General features: G+C 60.4%; 20 protein-coding genes. 14 read left to right on the forward strand and 6 right to left on the reverse strand.

From position 1 onward, the window contains the following. Nucleotides 1–12: 12 nt before the first annotated feature. The 4 genes from dgcA (at nt 13) to etfB (ending at nt 6174) form a co-directional block, all read left to right on the forward strand. Nucleotides 13–2073 (forward strand): dimethylglycine demethylation protein DgcA, encoded by a 2061-nt coding sequence (dgcA, locus tag AAEZ09_RS07570; RefSeq protein WP_350598872.1) that lies wholly within the window; start codon nt 13–15, stop codon nt 2071–2073. 142 nt (nt 2074–2215) lie between these two features. Continuing rightward, the gene (gene dgcB, locus AAEZ09_RS07575) at nt 2216–4168 is read left to right on the forward strand and encodes a dimethylglycine demethylation protein DgcB (RefSeq protein WP_350598874.1); all 1953 of its coding nucleotides are present in this window, start codon (nt 2216–2218) and stop codon (nt 4166–4168) included. After that, nucleotides 4168–5388 carry an electron transfer flavoprotein subunit alpha gene (etfA, locus tag AAEZ09_RS07580; protein WP_350598876.1) on the forward strand — a complete coding sequence of 407 codons (1221 nt, stop codon included), beginning with the start codon at nt 4168–4170 and terminating at the stop codon, nt 5386–5388. The genes dgcB and etfA overlap by 1 nt, the downstream gene beginning before the upstream one ends. A 15-nt stretch (nt 5389–5403) precedes the next feature. After that, nucleotides 5404–6174, forward strand: coding sequence for an electron transfer flavoprotein subunit beta (gene etfB, locus AAEZ09_RS07585; protein ID WP_205892079.1), 771 nt, complete (start codon nt 5404–5406; stop codon nt 6172–6174). A gap of 695 nt (nt 6175–6869) precedes the next feature. Here etfB and gbca read toward each other — a convergent pair. After that, nucleotides 6870–8165 carry a glycine betaine monooxygenase oxygenase subunit gene (gbca, locus tag AAEZ09_RS07590; protein WP_045059905.1) on the reverse strand — a complete coding sequence of 432 codons (1296 nt, stop codon included), beginning with the start codon at nt 8163–8165 and terminating at the stop codon, nt 6870–6872. Nucleotides 8166–8460: 295 nt separating this feature from the next. Here gbca and gbcB point away from each other — a divergent pair, with 295 nt between their 5' ends. Then, a complete protein-coding gene (gene gbcB, locus AAEZ09_RS07595) occupies nt 8461–9561 on the forward strand; it encodes a glycine betaine monooxygenase reductase subunit (protein WP_045059906.1) in 1101 nt (366 codons plus the stop codon). Between the two features lie 220 nt (nt 9562–9781). On the opposite strand, the gene AAEZ09_RS07600 is transcribed toward gbcB, so the two are convergent. Further along, nucleotides 9782–10822: a threonine aldolase family protein gene (locus AAEZ09_RS07600; protein ID WP_045059907.1), complete on the reverse strand. Its 1041-nt coding sequence runs from the start codon at nt 10820–10822 to the stop codon at nt 9782–9784. 132 nt (nt 10823–10954) lie between these two features. On the opposite strand from AAEZ09_RS07600, the gene AAEZ09_RS07605 reads away from it, so the two are divergent. The 8 genes from AAEZ09_RS07605 (at nt 10955) to fdhA (ending at nt 21040) form a co-directional block, all read left to right on the forward strand. Continuing rightward, complete coding sequence (locus AAEZ09_RS07605) at nt 10955–11671, forward strand: TraX family protein (protein ID WP_045059908.1); 717 nt, start codon at nt 10955–10957, stop codon at nt 11669–11671. A 282-nt stretch (nt 11672–11953) separates the two neighbouring features. Beyond that, nucleotides 11954–13207, forward strand: a complete 1254-nt coding sequence (gene glyA / locus AAEZ09_RS07610) for a serine hydroxymethyltransferase (RefSeq protein ID WP_045059909.1) — start codon at nt 11954–11956, stop codon at nt 13205–13207. Between the two features lie 23 nt (nt 13208–13230). Beyond that, the gene (locus AAEZ09_RS07615) at nt 13231–14481 is read left to right on the forward strand and encodes a sarcosine oxidase subunit beta (protein WP_007947735.1); all 1251 of its coding nucleotides are present in this window, start codon (nt 13231–13233) and stop codon (nt 14479–14481) included. Between the two features lie 14 nt (nt 14482–14495). Further along, nucleotides 14496–14825: a sarcosine oxidase subunit delta gene (locus AAEZ09_RS07620; RefSeq protein WP_045059910.1), complete on the forward strand. Its 330-nt coding sequence runs from the start codon at nt 14496–14498 to the stop codon at nt 14823–14825. Further along, nucleotides 14822–17839, forward strand: coding sequence for a sarcosine oxidase subunit alpha (locus tag AAEZ09_RS07625; RefSeq protein ID WP_045059911.1), 3018 nt, complete (start codon nt 14822–14824; stop codon nt 17837–17839). The genes AAEZ09_RS07620 and AAEZ09_RS07625 overlap by 4 nt, the downstream gene beginning before the upstream one ends. Before the next feature lie 145 nt (nt 17840–17984). Next, entirely contained in the window at nt 17985–18617 is a 633-nt protein-coding gene (locus AAEZ09_RS07630) for a sarcosine oxidase subunit gamma (RefSeq protein WP_045059912.1), read from the forward strand. Between the two features lie 156 nt (nt 18618–18773). Next, nucleotides 18774–19631 carry a formyltetrahydrofolate deformylase gene (gene purU, locus AAEZ09_RS07635; protein ID WP_122841212.1) on the forward strand — a complete coding sequence of 286 codons (858 nt, stop codon included), beginning with the start codon at nt 18774–18776 and terminating at the stop codon, nt 19629–19631. 209 nt (nt 19632–19840) lie between these two features. Next, nucleotides 19841–21040, forward strand: coding sequence for a formaldehyde dehydrogenase, glutathione-independent (gene fdhA, locus AAEZ09_RS07640; RefSeq protein ID WP_045059914.1), 1200 nt, complete (start codon nt 19841–19843; stop codon nt 21038–21040). Nucleotides 21041–21179: 139 nt separating this feature from the next. On the opposite strand, the gene AAEZ09_RS07645 is transcribed toward fdhA, so the two are convergent. The 3 genes from AAEZ09_RS07645 to AAEZ09_RS07655 are packed head-to-tail and all read right to left on the reverse strand — an operon-like array spanning nt 21180 to nt 23145. Continuing rightward, a complete protein-coding gene (locus AAEZ09_RS07645) occupies nt 21180–21854 on the reverse strand; it encodes an anti-sigma factor (RefSeq protein ID WP_350598883.1) in 675 nt (224 codons plus the stop codon). Beyond that, nucleotides 21851–22495, reverse strand: coding sequence for a sigma-70 family RNA polymerase sigma factor (locus AAEZ09_RS07650; RefSeq protein ID WP_350598885.1), 645 nt, complete (start codon nt 22493–22495; stop codon nt 21851–21853). The genes AAEZ09_RS07645 and AAEZ09_RS07650 overlap by 4 nt, the downstream gene beginning before the upstream one ends. Nucleotides 22496–22551: 56 nt before the next feature. After that, nucleotides 22552–23145, reverse strand: a complete 594-nt coding sequence (locus AAEZ09_RS07655) for a fasciclin domain-containing protein (protein WP_082069185.1) — start codon at nt 23143–23145, stop codon at nt 22552–22554. A 328-nt stretch (nt 23146–23473) separates the two neighbouring features. Between AAEZ09_RS07655 and AAEZ09_RS07660 the strand changes: the two genes are divergently transcribed. Then, the gene (locus AAEZ09_RS07660) at nt 23474–24031 is read left to right on the forward strand and encodes a DUF2780 domain-containing protein (protein ID WP_350598889.1); all 558 of its coding nucleotides are present in this window, start codon (nt 23474–23476) and stop codon (nt 24029–24031) included. Between the two features lies 1 nt (nt 24032). On the opposite strand, the gene yihG is transcribed toward AAEZ09_RS07660, so the two are convergent. Continuing rightward, the gene (yihG, locus tag AAEZ09_RS07665) at nt 24033–24920 is read right to left on the reverse strand and encodes a 1-acylglycerol-3-phosphate O-acyltransferase, YihG family (protein WP_045059917.1); all 888 of its coding nucleotides are present in this window, start codon (nt 24918–24920) and stop codon (nt 24033–24035) included. Nucleotides 24921–25120: the final 200 nt, after the last annotated feature.

Below are 25120 nucleotides of genomic sequence, written 5' to 3' on the forward strand. Positions count from 1 at the left end.
GAGGAACCCGCCATGGCTTTCGAAGCAATGTTCCAGCCGATCCAGATCGGCAAACTGACCATCCGCAACCGCGTGCTCAGCACCGCACACGCGGAGGTCTACGCGACCGACGGCGGCATGACCACCGACCGGTACGTCAAGTATTACGAAGAGAAAGCCAAGGGCGGGATCGGCCTGGCCATTTGCGGTGGTTCTTCGGTGGTGGCCATCGACAGCCCGCAGGAGTGGTGGAGCTCGGTGAACCTGTCCACCGACCGGATCATTCCGCATTTCCAGAATCTTGCTGACGCCATGCACAAGCACGGCGCCAAGATCATGATCCAGATTACCCACATGGGCCGGCGTTCGCGCTGGGACGGCTTCAACTGGCCGACCCTGATGTCGCCGTCCGGGGTGCGCGAGCCGGTGCACCGTGCTACTTGCAAAACCATCGAGCCGGAAGAAATCTGGCGGGTTATCGGCAACTACGCGCAAGCGGCACGCCGTGCCAAGGCCGGTGGCCTGGACGGCGTCGAATTGTCCGCCGTGCACCAGCACATGATCGACCAGTTCTGGAGCCCGCGCGTCAACAAGCGGACCGATGAGTGGGGTGGCAGCTTCGAGAACCGCATGCGTTTCGGCCTGGAAGTATTAAAAGCCGTGCGCGCCGAAGTCGGTCCCGATTTCTGCGTCGGCATCCGCTTGTGCGGCGATGAATTCCATCCGGATGGTTTGTCCCAAGAGGACATGAAGCAGATCGCCAAGTACTACGACGACACCGGCATGCTGGACTTCATTGGCGTGGTGGGCTCGGGTTGCGACACCCACAACACCCTGGCCAACGTGATCCCGAACATGAGTTATCCGCCGGAGCCGTTTCTGCACCTGGCAGCCGGTATCAAGGAAGTGGTCAAGGCCCCGGTTCTGCACGCGCAGAACATCAAGGATCCGAACCAGGCGACGCGCATTCTCGAAGGCGGTTACGTCGACATGGTCGGCATGACCCGCGCGCACATCGCCGACCCGCACCTGATCGCCAAGATCAAGATGGGCCAGATCGACCAGATCAAACAGTGCGTCGGTGCCAACTACTGCATCGACCGGCAATACCAGGGCCTGGATGTGCTGTGCATCCAGAACGCAGCGACTTCCCGTGAATACATGGGCGTGCCGCACATCATCGAAAAGACTACCGGGGTCAAACGCAAGGTCGTAGTAGTGGGTGCCGGGCCTGCCGGTATGGAGGCAGCGCGCGTGGCCGCCGAACGTGGCCACGACGTGACCCTGTTCGAGAAGAAGGAATTCATCGGTGGGCAAATCACCACGGCGTCGAAAGCGCCGCAGCGCGACCAGATCGCCGGTATCACCCGCTGGTATCAGCTGGAACTGGCGCGTTTGAAAGTCGACCTGCGCCTGGGTGTGGCGGCCGATGCGCCGACCATTATGGACCTGCGCCCGGACGTCGTCGTGCTCGCCGTCGGCGGTCATCCCTTCCTGGAGCAGAATGAGCACTGGGGCGCGGCTGAAGGCCTCGTGGTCAGTAGCTGGGACATCCTCGATGGCAAGGTTGCGCCGGGCAAGAACGTGCTGGTGTACGACACTATTTGCGAGTTTACCGGCATGTCGACCGCCGACTTCCTCGCGGACAAAGGCAGCCAGGTCGAGATCGTTACCGACGACATCAAGCCAGGCGTGGCAATTGGCGGCACATCGTTCCCGACCTACTACCGCAGCATGTACCCCAAAGAAGTGATCATGACCGGGGACATGATGCTGGAGAAGGTCTACCGCGAAGGCGACAAGCTGGTGGCGGTGCTGGAGAACGAATACACCGGCGCCAAGGAGGAGCGGGTGGTGGATCAGGTAGTCGTGGAAAACGGCGTGCGCCCGGACGAAGAAATCTATTACGCGATGAAAGAAGGCTCGCGCAACAAGGGCCAGATCGACGTGGAAGCCCTGTTCGCGATCAAGCCGCAGCCTTGCCTGGAACAGAGCGGCGACGGCTACTTGCTGTTTCGCATCGGCGACTGCGTAGCCCAGCGCAACGTGCACGCGGCGATCTATGACGCGTTGCGGCTGTGCAAGGATTTCTAAGTTTTTGACGTCACCTGTGTAGGAGCTGCCGGAGGCTGCGATCTTTTGATCCTGTTTTCAAGATCAAGATCAAAAGATCGCAGCCTGCGGCAGCTCCTACGCCGAACGCGTTTCTCCAAGATGTACTGGTGGGAGCTTCACCATGTTGAACACCCTTCTTCCAATCCTGTTGTTTGCCGCCCTGGGCCTGGCTGTCCTTGGCGCGTTGCGGCGGGTGGCCATGTGGCGTCGGGGCCGGGCTTCGAAAGTTGACCTGATCGGCGGCCTGCTTGCCATGCCAAAGCGCTACATGGTCGACTTGCACCACGTGGTGGCGCGGGACAAATACATCGCCAATACCCACGTCGCCACCGCCGGTGGTGCGGTGGCTTCCGCCGTGCTGGCGATCCTGGTTCACGGTTTCGGCCTGCATAACCGCTTCCTCGGGTATGCACTGCTGCTGATGACTGCCGTGATGTTCGTGGGGGCAATTTTCGTTTACCTGCGCCGACGCAATCCTCCGGCCCGTTTGTCCAAAGGCCCGTGGATGCGCCTGCCGAAAAGTCTCCTGGCGTTCTCCGCTTCGTTCTTCCTGGTGACCCTGCCAGTAGCAGGCATCCTGCCGGAAAACTTTGGCGGTTGGATACTGGCGGCAATCCTGTTTGTCGGCGTGTTGTGGGGCGTCTGCGAGTTGTTCTTCGGCATGACCTGGGGCGGCCCCATGAAGCACGCTTTTGCCGGTGCTCTGCACCTGGCCTGGCACCGTCGCGCCGAGCGCTTTGGCGGCGGTCGCTCCACCGGGTTGAAACCGCTGGATCTGAACGATCCTACTGCGCCGCTGGGTGTGGAAAAGCCCAAGGATTTCACCTGGAACCAGTTGCTTGGCTTCGACGCTTGCGTACAGTGTGGCAAGTGCGAGGCCGCGTGCCCGGCATTTGCCGCCGGCCAGCCGTTGAACCCGAAAAAACTGATTCAGGACATGGTCGTTGGCCTGGCCGGTGGCACCGATGCCAATTTTGCCGGCAGCCCATACCCAGGCAAGCCCATCGGTGAGCACGCCGGCAATCCGCATCAGCCGATCGTCAACGGTCTGGTGGACGCCGAAACCCTATGGTCCTGTACCACTTGCCGCGCCTGCGTTGAAGAGTGCCCGATGATGATCGAGCACGTCGATGCCATCGTTGACATGCGCCGCCACCTCACCCTGGAAAAAGGCGCGACCCCGAACAAGGGCGCCGAAGTCCTGGAAAACCTGATCGCCACCGACAATCCCGGCGGCTTCGCCCCGGGAGGGCGGATGAACTGGGCAGCGGACTTGAACCTCAATCTGATGAGCGAGAAAAAATCCGTCGACGTGCTGTTCTGGGTCGGCGACGGTGCTTTCGACATGCGCAACCAGCGCACTCTGCGTGCGTTTGTCAAAGTGCTGAAAGCGGCCAAGGTCGACTTCGCCGTTTTGGGCCTTGAAGAACGCGACAGCGGTGACGTGGCACGGCGACTGGGCGACGAAGCGACTTTCCAGCTGTTGGCCAAACGCAATATCCAGACCCTGGCCAGGTACAGCTTCAACCGCATCGTCACCTGTGACCCCCACAGCTTCCACGTGTTGAAGAACGAGTACGGCGCCTTCGACGGCAACTACCTTGTGCAGCACCACAGCACCTACATGGCAGAAATCATTGGTGCCGGCGCCCTCAGCCTCGGCCAGCACAAAGGCAGCAGCGTCACCTATCACGACCCGTGCTACCTCGGTCGTTACAACGGCGAGTACGAGGCACCCCGTGAAGTGCTGCGTGCCCTTGGCATCGAAGTCAAAGAGATGCAGCGTTCAGGTTTCCGTTCCCGTTGCTGCGGCGGTGGTGGCGGTGCGCCGATCACCGACATCCCGGGCAAGCAACGAATCCCCGACATGCGCATGGAAGACATCCGCGAAACCGGCGCCGAGCTGGTGGCAGTCGGTTGTCCACAGTGCACCGCGATGCTTGAGGGCGTGGTCGAACCGCGACCGCTGATCAAGGACATCGCTGAACTGGTGGCCGACGCGCTGCTCGAAGAGGCGGCGCCGAACAAGCCCAATGCACCGGTGCAACATGAAGAACCTGCGGAGGCCCACTGATGAGCGACATTATCCGCCGCGATCCGCGCGCCGAATGGATCGCCCGCAACCGCTTGCACCCGCTGCACGCGGCCATGCAACCGGCGCAACACAGCTGGATGGGGCCTAACGGGGTCATCCGCAAGAACCCCCACGGCGTCGGCTTTATCGGGCCCAACGGGCTGAAGCGCATCGACCGCAGCGGGGCCCAGCAAGGTGGGGCGACCAAGCGTACCGCCGCTGTAGAAGTACAATTGCCGCTGCATCAGGTGCCTGCGCCGGCGTTCTATATTTGCGTGGTCCCGGACATGGTCGGTGGCCGCCTGAGCAGTCACGACCGTGACTTGCTGGGGCTGGCTCATCAATTGGCTGGCTCGGACGGCGCGGTGTTGGCGGTGGTGTTCGGTGAACACAAGGAAAGCACATTTGCCACCGCTGGCGTGGATCGCCTGTTGGTGCTGGACGGCGAGGAATTCAGCGGTTATGCACCGGAACAACGAGTGCAGGGCCTGCGGGCTGTGGATAACCAGTTCAATCCGCGTCACTGGTTGCTGCCTGACAGCCGTACCGGCGGCGGCGAACTAGGCCGTCGGTTTGCCGCAACCTTGGGTGAACGCCCGGCAACACGGGTGTGGCAGGTCAAGGATCAGGAGTGCATCGGCCGCGCCGGTGCTGGCCTGCAGGATCTTGCCCGGCCGGTTGCGCGCCTGATCCTGGCGGCTGTCGAATGCGCCGAACCGGTCAGTGAAAGCCGTCATGAAGCCTTGCCGGTGGAGTTATCCACAGCCGTGGCGCGCAACCTTTCGCGTATAGAAGATCTGGGCGCAGTGGCAGTCGACCCGGCAGCTATTCCCATGGCCGAAGCGGAATTCATCTTCTCTGGCGGTAACGGCGTCAAGGACTGGGGACTTTTCCACAGTACCGCCCAAGCGTTGGGCGCTACCGAAGGCGCATCGCGGGTAGCGGTGGACGACGGCTTCATGGCGCGCGACCGTCAGGTCGGTGCGTCCGGCACCTGGGTCACCGCACGGGTCTATGTCGCGGTGGGGATTTCCGGGGCGATCCAGCACCTGCAAGGCATCGGTGCCTGTGACAAGGTGGTGGCGATCAATCTCGACCCCGGTTGCGACATGATCAAAAGGGCCGACCTGTCGGTGATCGGCGAGAGTGCCGAGATTCTACAAGCCTTGATCGATGCGGTAGCGGCTTACCGGAACGACGCCAAGCGCGATGCGGCTTAAGGGAAGGAAAAGGTCATGAGCACGAAAATCATCAGCCTGGTGTCCATCGGCGCCCACCCGACCTCCGGCCGGCCACGTCGCGCTGAGCAGGATGCGCGCGCGGTAGAACTGGGCTTGCAACTGGCTGGGGATAACTTGCAAGTCCTGCACGCAGGCGACGTCGCCGAGCCTGCCTTACGTGCCTATCTGGGTATGGGCCTTGAGCAACTGCATGTACTGGAACAACCGCAGGGCGCCGATGCATTGCCCGCATTGACCGCCTACTTGCGTGAAGCCGGCGCCCAGGTGGTACTCACCGGCAGCCAGGCGGAAACCGGCGAAGGGTCGGGCATGCTGCCGTTCCTGCTGGCGGAGAGTCTCGGCTGGCCGCTGGTCGTGGGGCTGGCGCAGGTTGAATCCATCGACGGTAATTGCGCAATGGTGCTGCAGGCATTACCGCGAGGCCAGCGTCGTCGCCTTAAAGTACGGCTGCCGTTTCTGGCCACTGTGGATAACGCTGCACCCAAGCCTCGCCAGAGCGCCTACGGCCCGGCGCGACGCGGCTTGTTGCAGGCGGACGAAGTCGAGGTATTCGACGATGAGTTACTCGCGGTAGCGACCCTGCAACCGGCCAAGCCACGGCCGAAACGCTTGAAGGTGATCAAGGCCAAAAGTGGCGCTGATCGCATGAAGGCCGCGACGGCCAAGGCCAGTGGCGGGGGCGGGCAGGTTTTGAAGGGATTGACTGCGCAAGCCGGCGCCGACGCGATCCTCAAGTTGTTGATCGAAGAAGGCGTCGTTCGCTAAGGCTTGGCAGCCACTGCACGCGAGCCGTGAGCTCTGGGCCGGAGGATGCTGTGGCTTCAATACGTCAAACTATCCAGTTATTCCGGGGCTTTCTACTTGCCCACAATCGCTGTTGGCGGTTTTGTGGATAAGTTGTTTGCTGTCAGCTACAGGCCCCATAAATCGGGCTTCTCAAGAGTTTGATTAAAAAATAGCCAATCTCTCATTATCTACATGAATATCCTTCGAAATCCCTGATTTAGCGTGGTTTCCCCTGGTTTTCCACAGATCTCCAATAGTTGTCCCCGAAGTCTGTTGGCGCTTCTGTGGATAAGGTGTTTGCGATCCGCTGCGAGCCAGGCAGGGCGTGGCTTTGAAGCATTAGATCAAAAAATGATCAGTTGCTTCGATAAACGCATGTTTCGGATAAGTCACGGATTTTATTTAGTTTATACGGAAATGATTTCCGCCTATCCACAGTTGTCCCCAATTGCTGTGGGTGGAGATGTGGATAACTTGTTGGCGGAAGGCCACGAGCTGCGCACTGTATAGCTCTGAACGCAATTGATCATATTTCGTACAGTTATAACTTGAATCGGGTGTTGTCGTTAAAAGATCGCAGCCTGCGGCAGCTCCTACAGTTTGTTGTGTCCGATAAATTATCGGTGCACGCGTCACTGTAGGAGCTGGTGCAGGCTGCGATCTTTTGACTTTGATCAACCTTGAACGGGAACGCCTTTGAGATACGGCGCAGGCTCAGCCCCCAGATTGTTCAGCAGGCGTTCGCTGTACCAGTCCACAAAGTTCACCACACCGAACTCATAGGTCTTGGAATACGGCCCAGGCTGGTAAGCCGTGGAATTGATCCCGCGCTGGTTCTCTTCCGCCAGGCGACGGTCCTGGTCGTTGGTGGCATCCCAGACCTGGCGCATGCGATCAACGTCGTAGTCCACGCCTTCAACGGCGTCCTTGTGCACGATCCACTTGGTGGTGACCACGGTTTCCTGGGCACTGATCGGCCACACGGTGAACACAATGATGTGATCGCCCATGCAGTGGTTCCATGAGTGCGGCAGGTGCAGGATGCGCATCGAGCCCAGATCGGGGTTCTTGATGCGCCCCATGAGTTTTGCGCAGCCCTGTTTGCCGTCCAGGGTCATCGAGACGGTGCCCTTGAGCAGCGGCATGCGCACGATGCGGTTACGCAGGCCGAAGCTGGCATGCGCGTAAGGGATCTTCTCGGCTTCCCAGGCAGCGGCCGAGGCGGCCACGTGGTCCTTGAACCCCTGGTCGGCTCGCGGGTCGGTGACGTCGTCCCATTCCAGCAGGGTTTTGAGCAGTTCCGGGTGCGAGGCGTTGCAGTGGTAGCACTCGCGATTGTTTTCCAGTACCAGCTTCCAGTTGGCTTTTTCAACCAGGGTGGTGGTAATCGCCACCTTGGTGTTCTCCATGTCGTAGGGTTCCATGTAGTGGTTCAGCGTCGACAGGAAGTCATCGATGGCCGGCGGATTTTCCGCCAGGCTGATAAAGATGTAGCCGCCCGCAGTCTTCACGTTCACCGGCTTGAGGCCGTACTGCTTCATGTCGAAGTCGGCACCCATTTCGGTGCCCGCGAACAGCAGGCGGCCGTCCAGCTCGTAGGTCCACTGGTGGTAGTGACAGACCAGCTTGGCGACCTTGCCTTTTTCGCTGGTGCACAAACGCGAACCCCGGTGACGGCAGACGTTGTGGAACGCATGCACCACACCTTCGGCACCGCGGATCACGATGATCGGGTTCTTGCCGATCTGCAGGGTCAGGTAGTTGCCCTTGGTCGGGATCTCGCAGGTCATGCCGGCGATCAACCACTCCTTCTGGAAAATTTCCTGCATGTCGATATCAAACAGCCGCTCGTCAGAGTAAAACGGCTGCGGCAGCGAGAAAGTGCGCTCGCGCTCTTGCAGCATCTGTGCGGTGGCCTTGCGTGCGGGTTCCAGCGGATCGCCCAGGCTGATTTTTGCGGTGACGTCCATCAATTTGATCCTCAAGGCCATTCTGTGTGGCCGGCGAAAGTGGCTATGTGGCCGGTTTAGCGGGTTTGCTACGCAAGGTGTAAAGAATCTGTCTTTGTGTGGAGCGAGTGTGGGGCCGGCGCTGCCCAGAACCTTATCCATGGGCGACATGGCCCAATCTGTTCCCGACGCGCAACCCCCGGTAACCAAGGGCTGGTCGCGATAAGTATGTGAATGTCGCAGATAGGTAAATGGGTGGTTCGCGCTATACGCAGAATCGCCAACATAAGGCCGACCATCGGCGGTGGAGAACAGCATGTCCAACAGCTTCCTGAATCCGGTAACCACCCAGACCTGGGCCAATGGTCGACACATCGTCCGTTGCGTCAAAGTCATCCAGGAAACCTGGGACGTGCGCACTTTCTGCTTTATGGCAGACCAGCCGATCCTGTTCTTTTTCAAGCCGGGGCAGTTCGTTACCCTGGAGCTGGAAATCGAAGGCGTGCCGATCATGCGTTCTTACACCATTTCCAGCTCGCCCTCTGTGCCGTACAGCTTCTCCGTGACCATCAAGCGCGTGCCGGGGGGCAAGGTCTCGAACTGGTTGCACGACACTCTGCACGAAGGCCAGGAGCTGGCGGTGCACGGGCCGGTCGGGCTGTTCAACGCCATGGACTTTACCGCGCCAAAGGTCTTGTACCTCAGCGGTGGGGTCGGCATCACGCCAGTGATGTCCATGGCGCGCTGGTTCTACGACACCAACGGCAACGTCGACATGGTGTTCATTCACAGCGCCCGTTCACCCAAGGACATCATCTACCACCGTGAGCTCGAACACATGGCGTCGCGGATCGACAACTTCAGCCTGCACCTGATATGCGAGAAGCATGGTCTGGGTGAGCCTTGGGCGGGGTATCGCGGTTACCTGAACCACAAGATGCTGGAGCTGATGGCACCCGACTTCATGGAGCGCGAAGTGTTCTGCTGCGGCCCGACGCCGTACATGAATGCGGTCAAGCGCATGCTTGAAGCGGTCGGCTTCGACATGTCGCGTTATCACGAAGAATCCTTCGGTGCGACGCCACCGGAAGCCCGGGCGGATGCGGTGGAGCAGGCGGAAATTGCTGCCGACGCGCCGGAAGTTGATTTGGCGGATCTGCATCAGGTCGAATTTATCTCGTCCGGCAAGAGCATTCGTGTGGCACCCGGTGAAACCGTGCATGCGGCGGCGGCCAAGCTCGGTTTGCTGATTCCGAAGGCCTGCGGGATGGGTATTTGCGGTACGTGCAAGGTGTTGAAATTGGGGGGCGAGGTGGAAATGGACCACAACGGCGGAATTACCGAAGAGGACGAAGCGGAAGGGTTCATCCTGTCGTGCTGCAGCGTGCCGAAAGGGGACGTGCGCATTGAGTTTTAATCGGCGTGGTGATGACTGCTGATTGACCCTGCGGACCATGGATGACGAAATCTGTAGGAGCTGCCGAGTGCAACGAGGCTGCGATCTTTTGATCTTGACTTTAAAATCAAAATCAAAAGATCGCAGCCTCGTTGCACTCGACAGCTCCTACGGCTCCTACGGCTCCTACAGGTGCGCAGGTCCACAAGCAGGTAGCTGCGCAGACCTGCAGAGGGAAAGCTTAGCGGGACATGACCTCGCGAATGTCCGCCGCCAATTCTCGTACCCGTTCCTCCTCGGTGTCCCACGAGCACATGAAGCGCGCGCCGCCGTTGCCGATGAAGGTGTAGAAGCGCCAGCCCTTGGCGGTCAGTGCGGCGATGGCCGGTTCCGACAGTTGCAGGAACACGCCGTTGGCCTGCACCGGGAACATCAGTTCCACTCCTGGAATATCGCTGACCAGCTCGGCCAGCAATTGCGCGCAATGGTTGGCGTGGCGGGCGTATTTGAGCCAGGCGTCGTTTTCCAGGATCCCGACCCAGGGGGCCGAGAGGAAGCGCATTTTCGAGGCCAACTGCCCGGCCTGCTTGCAGCGGTAGTCGAAGTCTTCGGCCAGTTTGTGGTTGAAAAACAGGATCGCTTCACCCACCGCCATGCCGTTTTTCGTACCGCCAAAGCACAGCACGTCGACACCGGCCTTCCAGGTCAGGTCCGCTGGAGAGCAGCCTAGAAAGGCGCAGGCGTTGGAGAATCGCGCGCCGTCCATGTGCAGGTTCAGGCCGAGCTCCTTGCAGGTGGCGCTGATGGCACGGATTTCTTCAGGGGTGTAGATGCTGCCGACTTCGGTGGCCTGGGTCAGGGTCACTACGCGGGGTTTTGGGTAGTGAATATCCTGGCGCTTGAGAGCGACTTCACGAATGGATGCCGGGGTCAGCTTGCCATTTTCGGTGCGCGCAACCAGCAGCTTGGAGCCGTTGGAGAAGAATTCGGGCGCGCCGCATTCGTCGGTCTCGACGTGGGCGGTTTCCGAGCAGATCACGCTGTGGTAACTCTGGCACAGCGACGACAGGGCCAGGGAGTTGGCAGCGGTGCCGTTGAAGGCGAAGAACACTTCGCAGTCGGTTTCGAACAGTTTGCGGAATTGATCGGACGCGCGTGCGGTCCATTCATCGTCGCCATAAGCGCGCTGGTGGCCGTGGTTGGCCTGCTCCATGGCAGCCCAGGCTTCAGGGCAGATACCGGAATAGTTGTCGCTGGCGAATTGTTGGCTCTTGTCGGTCATGGCCGGCTTCCGTGATCGAAGCTCTTATGGTGAAGAGCATTCGTGGTCAATGATGGTGCGCACTTTACCGAAGATCGTCCGGGGAGCACACGGGATGTTGCTTTCGAAAAAATACAGCGTTGGCGGACAATTATGCACATGACTCAGCGCGATGGTGCACTCGATCTGCTCAAGTGGCTGGCGCTGTTGAGCATGGTGCTCGATCACCTGCGATATGTCGGCTATTCCATTGATATCCTGTTTGCGCCGGGGCGATTGGCGTTCCCATGGTTCTGCCTGGCAATGGCTGCGAACCTGGCGCGGATGGGCGCATCCCGCGCCGGCACTCCGTGGCGGTATCTGTCGTGGTTGGTGGTGTTCAGCGCCATCAGCGAGATCCCGTATCGGCTCTTCATGCCGGCTCCCGACACGCTGAACGTGCTGCCCACGCTGGTACTAGGGTTGTTGGTGGCGCGCGGCTGGCAGCAGCAAACGCTGGAATCGCGTCTACTCGCGCTGGGTGCATTGGTACTGGCTGCATTGTTCCCGGAACGACTGATGTTCGGGTTCTTCGGCGTGCTGTTGCCGCTGGCGATGCTCCTGGTGATCAGGCGGCCCTGGTATTACAGCCTGTTGCCTGGGGTGGTGGGCCTGGCGGCGAATCAATGGCAGGTGCTGTATCCGGCGGCGCAGTTTGGCAATGTCGCCGCCATCTGGGGCATTGTCACTTGTCTGATCGCGCCATGGCTGGGGATGGTCTTGTTGCGACATGCCAAACATCTCAAGCCTGCGCCGATGCGACGCTGGGCGTATGCGTTGTATCCGCTGCATTTCCTTCTGCTGTTACTCGTCCGCGAAATCATCGCTTAACCCTGTGGGAGCTGGCTTGCCAGCGATAGCGGCGTCACATCCGGCATTGATGGTGGCTGACCCACCGCCATCGCTGGCAAGCCAGCTCCCGCAGGGTTTTTCGTTGATTTGAGGATCGTGTTCGGCATGCCATTTCCGCCCATGTCGTAAACGCACCTTTGCGTGGCGTCCGTAGGCATTTGGCCTGTCTGCGCCGGTCATACCATCGCATCAAAGGGCACTGTCGCAACACCAGTGCCTCACCGAGACGAATGGCGCATAGATGCCGCTGGGAGAGACGCGATGTTCAGCAAGCAAGACCAGATCCAGGGTTACGACGATGCACTGCTGGCGGCGATGAATGCCGAGGAGCAACGTCAGGAAGATCATATCGAGCTGATCGCGTCCGAAAACTACACCAGCAAACGCGTGATGGAAGCGCAAGGCAGCGGCCTGACCAACAAATACGCCGAAGGTTACCCGGGCAAGCGCTACTACGGTGGCTGCGAGCACGTCGACAAGGTTGAAGCGCTGGCCATCGAGCGCGCCAAGCAACTGTTCGGTGCCGATTACGCCAACGTCCAGCCGCATTCCGGCAGCCAGGCTAACGCCGCTGTCTATCTGGCCTTGTTGAACGCAGGCGATACCGTGCTGGGCATGAGCCTGGCCCACGGCGGTCACCTCACTCACGGCGCCAAGGTCAGCTTCTCCGGCAAGCTCTACAACGCCGTGCAGTACGGCATCGACACCACCACCGGCCTGATCGACTATGACGAAGTCGAGCGCCTGGCGGTCGAGCACAAGCCGAAAATGATCATCGCCGGGTTCTCCGCCTACTCCAAGACTCTGGACTTCCCGCGCTTCCGCCAGATCGCTGACAAAGTCGGTGCCTACTTCTTCGTCGACATGGCGCACGTCGCCGGCCTGGTCGCTGCCGGGCTGTACCCGAACCCTCTGCCATACGCCGACGTCGTCACCACCACCACCCACAAGACCCTGCGCGGTCCACGGGGTGGCTTGATCCTGGCCAAGGCCAACGAAGAGCTGGAAAAGAAATTCAACGCTGCCGTGTTCCCCGGCGGCCAGGGCGGCCCGCTGATGCACGTGATAGCCGGCAAGGCCGTGTGCTTCAAGGAAGCGCTGGAGCCAGGTTTCAAGGCGTACCAGCAGCAAGTGATCGACAACGCCCAGGCCATGGCCGGCGTATTTATCAATCGCGGCTACGATGTAGTGTCCGGCGGCACCGATAACCACCTGTTCCTGGTCAGCCTGATTCGTCAGGGCCTTACCGGCAAAGAAGCGGATGCAGCACTCGGTCGCGCTCACATCACCGTGAACAAGAACGCTGTCCCGAACGATCCACAGTCGCCGTTCGTGACCTCTGGCCTGCGCATCGGCACTCCGGCGGTGACGACTCGCGGCTTCAAGGTGACGCAGTGCGTCACGCTGGCCGGCTGGATCTGCGACATCCTCGACAACCTCGGCGACGCCGACGTAGAAGCAAATGTTGCCCAGCAAGTGACGGCCCTGTGCGCGGACTTCCCGGTTTATCGCTGAGCGCGGTTTTGGAGTAAATGACTATGCAACGGTATTCGGGCTTCGGCCTCTTCAAACACTCCCTCAGCCATCACGAAAACTGGCAGAAAATGTGGCGCACGCCGACCCCTAAAAAGGTCTATGACGTGGTCATCGTCGGTGGTGGCGGGCATGGTCTCGCGACCGCCTACTACCTCGCCAAGGAACACGGCATCACCAATGTGGCCGTGGTCGAGAAAGGCTGGCTGGGCGGCGGTAACACCGCGCGCAACACCACCATCGTTCGTTCCAACTACCTGTGGGACGAGTCGGCGCACCTGTACGAACACGCGATGAAACTGTGGGAAGGCCTGTCACAGGACCTGAACTACAACGTGATGTTCTCCCAGCGCGGCGTCTACAACCTGTGCCACACCCTGCAGGACATCCGTGATTCCGAGCGTCGGGTCAGCGCCAACCGCCTCAACGGCGTGGACGGTGAACTGCTCGATGCCAAGCAAGTGGCCGACGAGATTCCATACCTCGACTGCTCGAAAAACACTCGCTACCCGGTGATGGGCGCCACTGTCCAGCGTCGCGGCGGCGTGGCCCGTCACGATGCCGTGGCCTGGGGCTTTGCCCGTGCCGCCGATGCACTGGGTGTGGACCTGATCCAGCAGACCGAAGTGATCGGCTTCCGCAAGGAAAACGGCGTGTGCATCGGCGTGGAAACCAACAAGGGCTTCATCGGCGCCAAGCGCGTCGGCGTGGTGACAGCCGGTAACTCCGGGCACATGGCAAAGCTGGCGGGTTTCCGGCTGCCGATCGAATCCCACCCGCTGCAAGCGCTGGTGTCCGAGCCGATCAAGCCGATTATCGACAGCGTGATCATGTCCAACGCCGTACACGGTTACATCAGCCAGTCCGACAAGGGCGACCTGGTGATCGGCGCCGGTATCGACGGCTACAACGGCTACGGCCAGCGCGGTTCGTACCCGGTGATCGAGCACACCATCCAGGCCATCGTCGAGATGTTCCCGGTGTTGTCCCGCGTGCGCATGAACCGGCAGTGGGGTGGCATCGTCGACACCACGCCGGACGCCTGCCCGATCATTTCAAAAACCCCGGTGCCGAACATGTTCTTCAACTGCGGTTGGGGCACCGGTGGCTTCAAGGCAACACCTGGCTCGGGCAACGTATTTGCCGCGAGCCTGGCCAAGGGTGAAATGCACCCATTGGCTGCACCTTTCTCCATCGACCGTTTCCACAACGGTGCGTTGATCGATGAACACGGCGCTGCTGCGGTTGCCCACTAACAGGAGAAATCCCCATGTTGCATATCTTCTGTCCTCACTGCGGCGAGCTGCGCTCCGAAGAGGAATTTCACGCATCCGGCCAGGCGCACATCCCGCGTCCACTGGACCCGACCTCCTGCACCGACGAGGAGTGGGGCGACTATATGTTCTTCCGCGATAACCCTCGCGGCCTGCACCACGAGCTGTGGATTCATGCCGCCGGTTGCCGTCAGTACTTCAACGCCACCCGCGACACCGTGACCTACGAAATTCTCGAAACCTACAAGATCGGCACCAAGCCACAATTCACCGACAAGACCGACAGCCCGAAAGCGGCCGCCACGGCTCTGGGAGAGAAGGTATGAGCCAGATCAATCGCCTGTCCAACGGCGGACGCATCGACCGCAACAAAGTGCTGAGCTTCACGTTCAACGGCCAGAGCTACAAGGGCTATGAAGGTGACTCCCTGGCCGCCGCGCTGATCGCCAACGGCGTGGATATCATCGGTCGCAGCTTCAAGTATTCCCGCCCACGCGGCATCTTCGCCGCAGGCGCTGAAGAGCCGAACGCAGTGCTGCAGATCGGCGCGACCGAAGCCACGCAGATACCCAACGTACGCGCCACGCAACAGGCCCTGTATCAAGGCCTGGTCGCCACCAGCACCAACGGCTGGCCAAGCGTGAACAACGACATGATGGGCATTCTCGGCAAGGTCGGCGGCAAGCTGATGCCGCCGGGCTTTTACTACAAAACCTTCATGTACCCGCAATCGTTCTGGATGACCTACGAGAAGTACATTCGTAAGGCCGCAGGTCTTGGTCGATCGCCGACCGAGAACGATCCGGACACCTACGACTACATGAACCAGCACTGTGACGTGCTGATCGTTGGCGGTGGCCCTGCTGGCCTGGCCGCGGCACTGGCGGCTGCGCGCAGCGGTGCCCGGGTGATCCTGGCCGATGAACAGGAAGAGTTCGGCGGCAGCCTGCTCGATTCCCGCGAAAGCCTCGACGGCAAGCCTGCCGTGGAATGGATCGCCAGCGTCATCGACGAACTGAAGAACACCCCTGACGTGCTGCTGTTGCCGCGTGCCACGGTCAACGGTTACCACGACCATAACTTCCTGACCATTCACGAGCGTCTCACCGATCACCTCGGCGACCGCGCTCCGATCGGCCAGGTGCGTCAACGCATTCACCGCGTCCGCGCCAAGCGCGTGGTGCTGGCGACCGGTGCTCACGAGCGTCCGCTGGTCTACGGCAACAACGACGTGCCGGGCAACATGCTTGCCGGTGCCGTCTCGACTTACGTTCGCCGGTATGGCGTCGCACCCGGCAAAAAGCTGGTCCTGAGCACCAACAACGACCACGCCTATCGCGTGGCGCTGGATTGGCTCGATGCCAGCCTGCAAGTCGTGGCTATCGCTGACGCGCGCAGCAATCCGCGCGGCGCGCTGGTGGAAGAGGCGCGCGCCAAAGGCATTCGCATCCTGACCGGCAGTGCCGTGATCGAGTCTCGCGGCACCAAGCGCGTGACTGGCGCGCGCATTGCTGCCATTGACGTCAAAGGGCACAAGGTCACCAGCCCCGGCGAATGGCTGGACTGCGACCTGGTGGTCAGCTCCGGCGGCTACAGCCCGGTGGTGCACCTGGCGTCGCACCTGGGAGGCAAGCCGACCTGGCGTGAAGACATCCTCGGTTTTGTACCGGGCGAGGCACCGCAAAAGCGCGTCTGCGTGGGCGGTATCAATGGCGTCTACGGTCTGGGTGATTCCCTGGCCGATGGTTTTGAAGGTGGCGCCCGTGCCGCCAGCGAAGCCGGTTTCGGGGTGGTCGAAGGTACTTTGCCTAAAGCCCTGAGCCGCCTCGAAGAGCCAACCCTGGCGCTGTTCCAGGTGCCCCACGAGAAGAATTCGGCCCGTGCACCCAAGCAATTTGTCGACTTCCAGAACGACGTCACCGCCGGTGGCATCGAACTGGCGACCCGCGAAGGTTTCGAGTCGGTTGAGCACGTCAAACGCTACACCGCACTGGGCTTCGGCACCGATCAGGGCAAGCTGGGTAACGTCAACGGCCTGGCCATCGCCGCCCGCTCGCTGAACGTCACCATCCCGCAGATGGGCACCACGATGTTCCGTCCCAACTACACGCCGGTGACTTTCGGTGCCGTAGCCGGTCGTCACTGTGGGCACATCTTCGAGCCTGTGCGTTTTACTGCATTGCATCACTGGCACGTGAAAAACGGCGCCGAGTTTGAAGACGTCGGCCAATGGAAACGCCCATGGTATTTCCCGAAAAACGGTGAAGACCTGCATGCCGCGGTCAAGCGCGAATGCAAGGCCGTGCGCGACAGCGTCGGTCTGCTGGATGCTTCGACCCTGGGCAAGATCGACATCCAGGGCCCGGACGCCCGCGAATTCCTCAACCGCATCTACACCAACGCCTGGACCAAGCTCGATGTGGGCAAGGCGCGTTACGGCCTGATGTGCAAAGAAGACGGCATGGTTTTCGACGATGGCGTGACCGCTTGCCTGGCCGACAACCATTTTGTGATGACCACCACCACCGGCGGCGCCGCTCGGGTACTGCAGTGGCTGGAAATTTACCAGCAGACCGAATGGCCAGACCTGAAGGTGTACTTCACTTCAGTGACTGACCATTGGGCAACCATGACCCTGTCCGGCCCGAACAGCCGCAAGCTGCTCAGCCAGGTCACGGACATCGACTTGAGCAACGAAGCCTTCCCGTTCATGACCTGGAAAGAAGGCCTGGTCGGTGGCGTCCCGGCGCGGGTGTTCCGGATTTCGTTTACCGGCGAGCTGTCGTATGAAGTCAACGTGCAAGCCGACTACGCGATGGGCGTGCTGGAGAAAATCGTCGAGGCGGGCAAGCAGTACAACCTGACCCCGTATGGCACTGAAACCATGCACGTTCTGCGGGCCGAGAAGGGCTTCATTATCGTCGGCCAGGACACCGACGGTTCGATGACCCCGGATGACCTGAACATGGGCTGGTGTGTCGGTCGCACCAAACCGTTCTCGTGGATCGGCTGGCGCGGCATGAACCGCGAGGATTGTGTGCGCGATCAACGCAAACAGCTGGTTGGCCTGAAGCCGATCGATCCGACCAAATGGCTCCCTGAGGGTGCGCAGCTGGTGTTCAACACCAAGCAGGCGATCCCGATGAGCATGGTCGGCCACGTGACCTCCAGCTACGCGCACAACTCCCTGGGCTATTCGTTTGCCATGGGCGTGGTCAAGGGCGGCCTGAACCGCATGGGCGAGCGAGTGTTCGCCCCGCTGGCGGATGGCAGCGTGATCGAGGCGGAAATCGTTTCTTCGGTGTTCTTTGATCCGAAGGGCGAGCGCCAGAACATTTGATGACCTCGAGATCTGTGGGCGGGCTACCAATCGCTAGCAGGCTAGCTCCCACAGGGGAACGCGGTTGAATGTGGGAGCTAGCCTGCTGGCGATGACGGCAGTGCAGCCACCACAGGAACCAACAGAATTCAGGAACAGGTGCTTTATGACCGCAGCCAATGTGTACCAACAACGCCCAACCACCGGCGCCAAGGCCGAGTCGTCGTTGCATCATGCCGACCTCGCCAGCCTGGTAGGCAAGGGTCGCAAGAATGCCGGCGTGATCGTGCGTGAGAAGAAACTCCTCGGCCACCTGACCATCCGTGGCGATGGCCACGATGCCGCGTTTTCCGAAGGGGTGCACAAGGCCCTCGGCATTGAATTGCCGGGCGCTCTGAGCGTTATCGTCAAGGGCGAGACCAGCCTGCAGTGGATGGGGCCGGATGAGTGGCTGCTGATCGTGCCGACCGGTGAAGAATTTGCCGCCGAGCAAAAGCTGCGTGAAGCGCTGGGTGATTTGCACATCCAGATCGTCAACGTCAGCGGCGGCCAGCAGATCCTCGAACTGAGCGGCCCGAATGTGCGCCAGGTCCTGATGAAATCGACCAGCTACGACGTGCACCCCAACAGCTTCCCGGTGGGCAAGGCCGTGGGCACGGTGTTCGCCAAGTCGCAACTGGTGATCCGCCATACCGCCGAAGACACCTGGGAGCTGCTGATCCGTCGCAGCTTCTCTGATTACTGGTGGTTGTGGTTGCAGGATGCCGCAGCCGAGTACGGCCTTAGCGTCCAGGCTTGATCACAACCGCTCACCTGTAGGAGCGAGCTTGCTCGCGATGGACTTGAGGACGACGCGTTAACCCAGGCAGTACGCGTTATCGTTGGCGCCCATCGCGAGCAAGCTCGCTCCTACAGAGGTAGCGTCGTTTACCGATACCTCAGGAGTCACTGCACTATGAGCCGCGCCCCAGACACATGGATTCTGACCGCCGACTGCCCTAGCGTCCTCGGCACCGTGGACGCGGTGACGCGGTTTCTTTTCGAGCAGGGCTGCTACGTCACCGAGCACCACTCCTTCGATGATCGGCTCTCGGGACGGTTTTTCATCCGGGTGGAATTCCGTCAGCCTGACGGGTTCGATGAACAGTCATTCCGCGCCGGCTTGCAGGAGCGCGGTGAAGCGTTCGGCATGATCTTCGAACTGACTGCGCCGAACTATCGGCCAAAAGTGGTGATCATGGTGTCCAAGGCCGATCACTGCCTCAACGATCTGCTCTATCGCCAACGCATTGGCCAACTGTCCATGGACGTGGCCGCAGTGGTCTCCAATCACCCGGACCTCAAGCCGCTGGCCGACTGGCACCAGATTCCTTACTACCACTTCCCGCTCGACCCGAACGACAAGCCATCGCAAGAGCGTCAGGTGTGGCAAGTGATCGAAGAGTGCGGTGCGGAGTTGGTGATTCTTGCGCGCTACATGCAGGTCCTGTCACCGGAGCTGTGCCGCAAGCTCGATGGCAAGGCGATCAATATCCATCACTCCCTGTTGCCCGGTTTCAAGGGCGCCAAGCCGTATCACCAGGCCTACAACAAGGGTGTGAAACTGGTGGGCGCCACGGCGCACTACATCAACAACGACCTGGACGAAGGGCCGATCATTGCCCAGGGCGTGGAGGCCGTGGATCACAGTCACTACCCGGAAGACCTGATCGCCAAGGGGCGGGATATCGAAGGGCTGACCTTGGCGCGAGCGGTGGGTTATCACATTGAGCGGCGGGTGTTCCTGAACGCCAATCGCACCGTCGTTCTTTAAATCGCTATCGCTGCCAAGCCAGCTCCCACAGGGCTGAGGTCGCTCAGAAAATGTGCACAACCCTAACATTGTGGGAGCGGGCTTGCCCGCGATGAGGCCCTCAAACACAACACAAGACACAAGACCCACAGGCAATAACCCGAGCAATCAACGCGCCGCCGCTACAAGGCGACGTGAGTGCGACATAAAAACAACAGCGAGGTGAAAGCATGTCTGGCAATCGTGGTGTGGTGTATCTCGGCGCTGGCAAGGTCGAAGTACAGAAAATTGACTATCCGAAAATGCAGGACCCGCGCGGCAGGAAGATCAACCACGCTGTGATCCTGCGCGTGGTGTCCACTAACATCTGTGGTTCCGACCAGCACATGGTGCGCGGTCGGACCACCGCTCAAACCGGCCTGGTGCTGGGGCACGAAATCACCGGTGAAGTGATTGAGAAGGGCAGCGACGTCGAGAACCTGCAAATCGGTGACCTGGTGTCCGTGCCGTTCAACGTGGCTTGCGGGCGCTGCCGTTCCTGCAAGGAAATGCACACCGGTGTCTGCCTCAGCGTTAACCCGGCACGTCCGGGCGGTGCTTACGGTTATGTCGACATGGGCGACTGGACCGGCGGCCAGGCTGAATACGCCTTGGTGCCTTACGCCGACTTCAACCTGTTGAAACTGCCTGACCGCGATCGCGCGATGGAAAAAATCCGTGACCTGACCTGCCTCTCCGACATCCTGCCGACCGGTTACCACGGCGCAGTCACTGCCGGCGTTGGCCCGGGCAGCACCGTGTACATTGCAGGCGCGGGTCCAGTCGGCCTGGCCGCTGCAGCTTCCGCTCGTCTACTGGGCGCCGCTGTGGTCATCATCGGCGACGTCAACACCGTGCGCCTGGCACACGCCAAGGCCCAGGGCTTCGAAATTGCCGACCTGTCCCTGGACACCCCGCTGCACGAACAGATCGCCGCATTGCTGGGCGAGCCTGAAGTAGACTGCGCCGTAGACGCCGTCGGCTTCGAAGCGCGCGGTCATGGCCACGATGGTGCGAAACACGAGGCTCCGGCCACGGTGCTCAACTCGTTGATGGGCGTGGTTCGTGTTGCCGGCAAAATCGGCATCCCGGGCCTTTACGTGACCGAAGATCCAGGTGCAGTGGATGCCGCAGCAAAAATGGGCAGCCTGAGCATTCGCTTTGGTCTGGGCTGGGCTAAATCCCACAGCTTCCACACCGGCCAGACGCCTGTGATGAAGTACAACCGCCAGCTGATGCAGGCGATCATGTGGGACCGTATCAACATTGCCGAAGTGGTGGGCGTGCAGGTGATCAGCCTGGATCAGGCACCGGAAGGTTACGGCGAGTTTGATGCAGGTGTACCGAAGAAGTTTGTGATTGATCCGCACAAGTTGTTCAGCGCGGCGTAAACGGTTACGCAAAACAAAACGGCGACCTCAGGGTCGCCGTTTTTACATCAGAAGATCGCAGCCTTCGGCAGCTTCTATGCCGAACGCGTAACCCTGTAGGAGCTGCCGAAGGCTGCGATCTTTTGATCTTTTCGTTTGCTCACAACACCGCCAACGACCCTTGATACAACACCGGCCCCGTCGGCTGCCCGGTCGGCGAGCCCCCCTTGGGCTCCAGGCTCACCGCCAACGCAATCGGCTTGCCTATCAGCACCTTTTGCGCATCGCTCAGCTCAACCTTGCCCTTGCCACCCGCCGGAATCACGCCGAGGGAAATCGGTTTGCCATTCGCCGGTATCGCCCACAACTCCAGGCTGCGTCCCGGATCAATCGCAGCCAACGCCAGCGGCTCCACTTGCAGATAGTTGTCGTGGGCCTGAACCCTTAGCGCCGGTTGCGAATCGGCCGCCAGCAATGTCGCGCTGTACCGCGCTTCATCACGGTTGTAGAGCACGCTCAGGAACACGACGACCACCAGCGAACACAACGCCGCCGTCACCCGCATCCAGTTCCAGAAGGAACGCTTCTGTGGCACATACAGTTTTTGTGGGTCGATGCGCGCCGTGATGCCTTGCCACACGCGTTCCGGCACCGGTTGCTCGGGCAATGCTTCGGTCAGGCTGGCGAGACTGTCCTGCCAGTGCGCCAGTTCTGCGCGTAATGCCGCGTCTTCCAGCAGCAACTGTTCAAAGCGCCGACGAGCTGCTGCTGGCATCAAGCCAATGGCGTAGTCGGCGGCGAGGGCTCGGCGCAGGCTCGGGGTTTGATAGTTCATGATTCAAGGCACCTGCGCAGGCGCTCCATACCACGGCGGATCCAGGATTTGACCGAGCCCAGCGGCGCGGCCAGGTGTTCCGCCAGTTCCGAGCAGGACAGCCCTTGAAAGTAGGCGACGGTGATCGATTGACGCTGCATGCCGTCGAGGCTTTCCAGGCAGCGGTTCAAGGCATTGGCCTCGCGTGCGGTGTTTAATAATTCGTGGGCGGATGGACTTTCATCCACCAGCGCCTGTTCTTCGAGATCGGTCAACGGTCGGTCGCGGTGTTTGCGCAGCTGGTCGATGGCTTGATTGCGGGTGATGTTGACCATCCAGGTCAGCGGCGCCGACAGATGTGCCTCATAGCGCGAAGCGTTTTTCCAGATGCGCACGAAGCTTTCCTGCAGCACTTCTTCGGCCAGGTCTTGACGCCCCATGAACCGCAGGGCAATACCGTGCAAACGCGGGCCGACACTGCGGTAAAGCGTCTCGAATGCGCGGCGGTCACCCAGCGAACACTGGGCCAGAAGCTGCCTGAGCTGATCGGTGTCGGCAATGGAAATAACGGTTCTCCAATCAGTCGAGGTGGTGAGGTGAGGCTGCGTGCGGTGCCGGTTGCAGGCAGAGGTTAGTTCACAGCGCGCAGTTGTTCCATTCACGGGCAGACACCTCGGAAAAATCCGCCGACCCTGATGCGCAGGGCCGGCGGTACAACTCAACCTTTCGGCATCAGCACTTTGTCGATGACCTGAATCACGCCGTTTGACTGGTACACGTCGTAGGTGGTGATATCGGCGACATCACCTTTTTCATCTTTGATGGTGATGTTGTGCGGGCCGTTCATCATCGCCCAGAGCTTGCCGCCAGCGACGGTGGTGAGTTCGGTCTTGCCGCCACCGGCCTTGATCTTCTCGGTCAGGGTCATCATGTCGAGTTTGCCGGCGACGACGTGGTAGGTGAGGATTTTGGTCAGGGTGGCCTTGTTTTCAGGTTTGAGCAGCGTATCGACGGTGCCGGCGGGCAGGGCGGTAAAGGCCGAATTGACCGGTGCGAACACGGTGAATGGGCCTTTGCCTTTGAGCGTGTCGACGAGGCCGGCGGCTTTCACGGCGGCGACCAGCGTGGTGTGGTCTGAGGAGTTCACCGCGTTGTCGACGATGTCTTTGCTCGGCAGCATGCTTTGGCCGCCGACCATCACCGCGTCATGGCTCATGGTTGCCGCTTGCACGGTGTTCAGGACGGATCCGCCGCCAAGGGCCAGGGTCAGCAGGCTGGCAATCAACGGCGTTTTCATCGAAGTGCGTTTCATGGTAGTGATCCTTGAGGAGGGAATCGGCCAGGAATGTCTGTCCGTGCTTGATATACGCGGCCGGGTCTAGACTGGATGCACCACGAAGAAACTCTTTTTACGGGTCACAACGCCGGACCTTGTAGGAGCTGGCAAAGCCTGCGATCTTTTGATCTTGATTTTGGGCGGGCTTGAATGCGCTGAAGATCAAAAGATCGCAGCCTTCGGCAGCTCCTACAGAAGCTGCGACAGGCTTACAGATGCGGGAACAATCCTCCGGGAAACCAGTCGAACGCACAGCTTTTCGCCGCTCATGGGTGGGCGGTTTATGCCTAAAGAGGTTGTCTCGATGAAGATTTCACGCGGTTTTGCACTGGCTTCGCTCATGACCCTGGCGGCCAGCCCGGTGTTCGCCGGGTTCACCCTGGACGATCTGACCAAAGCGGCGTCGAGCATGCAGGGCGGTGATGCGGCCACTAAAGCGGCGCCGACCTCGGAAACGGCGGGTCTGCTCGGCGCGCTGACTTCGCAGTTGAATGTAAAACCCGAGCAAGCCGTCGGTGGCGCCGCGGCGATGCTGGGCCTGGCGAAGAATCAGCTGAGTTCGACCGACTATTCCGAACTGGCCAAAAGCGTTCCGGGGATCGACAAGTTGTCGGGCGGTGGTGAGCTGGGCGCGTTGGCCGGTTTGCTCGGCTCGAACGGCAAGGCGGCAGGGCTGGACAATGCCTTGGGCTCCGTCAAGGACACCAACGACCTGAACAATGCGTTCAGCGCCCTGGGCATGGACACCGGCATGATCGGCCAGTTTGCCCCCTTGATCCTGCAATACCTCGGTCAACAAGGCGTTGGTGGTTCGCTGCTACAAAGCCTCGGCAGCATCTGGGGCGCAGGTACCGGCACCTGATTCAGCGGCGCCCGGCGCGCAAGGCGTCGATGCGCTGATCTTTTTCGATCCAGAGCTGGTTGACCCAGTTTTGGATTTTTTCGCGAAAAACCGGATCGTTTTCGTAATCGCCCTGCCACAGCGCGGGGTCGAGTTCGCGGGTGTTGATGTCGATGATGACCCTCGGCAAGTTGCCGCTGATCAGGTCCCGGAAGCCCGGGATTTTCTGCTGCGGATAGACCACGGTGACGTCGAGAATCGCATCCAGCTGCTCGCCCATCGCCGCCAGCACAAACGCCACACCGCCCGCCTTGGGTTTGAGCAGGTGGGTGAAGGGTGATTGCTGATGGGCGCTTTTCGCGGCAGTGAACCGGGTACCTTCCAGGTAATTGACCACCGTCACCGGCTGGCGCTTGAACAGCTCGCAGGCCGCCTTGGTGATTTTCAGATCCTGGCCGGCAAGCTCCGGGTTCTTTGCCAGGAAGGCTTTGGTGTAGCGCTTCATGAACGGGTAATCCAGTGCCCACCACGCCAGCCCCAGGAAGGGCACCCAGATCAGTTCTTTCTTGAGGAAAAACTTGAAGAACGGCGTGCGCCGGTTCAGCGTCTGAATCAGCGCCGGAATATCGACCCAGGATTGATGATTGCTGATCACCAGATAGGACGTGTCAGTGCGCAAGTTATCGCCGCCACGGATGTCCCATTGCGTGGGGATGCACAGCCGGAAGATCAGCTTGTCGACTTCCGCCCAGGTCTCGGCGATCCACATCACCGCCCCCGACGCGTAGTCGCGCAGGCGCCCTGGCAGCACCAGCTTGAGCAAGGCAAACACCATCAGCGGCCCGAACAGGACCAGGGTGTTGAGCAACAGCAGCAGGGTAACGAAACAGCCGGTGAGCAGTCGGCGCATAAGTCACTCTTGAAATCATTTGGGCGCGTCATGATAAGCAGCTTCGGGCGCGAGGCCAAATCGGTGATGACGAATGTTTCACCTGGCTGGCGGTATGCTTGACCTCATTAACGGTCCTCAGGTCTTGTGGTGATTGATCCGACCTCTTCGCGGGCAATCCCGCGCCCCAGTAGATTGAGGTGTGCAAGATTTTTTGAACC

The sequence above is a fragment of the Pseudomonas sp. 65/3-MNA-CIBAN-0223 genome (assembly GCF_040310425.1).
Lineage (GTDB): Bacteria > Pseudomonadota > Gammaproteobacteria > Pseudomonadales > Pseudomonadaceae > Aquipseudomonas > Aquipseudomonas gregormendelii.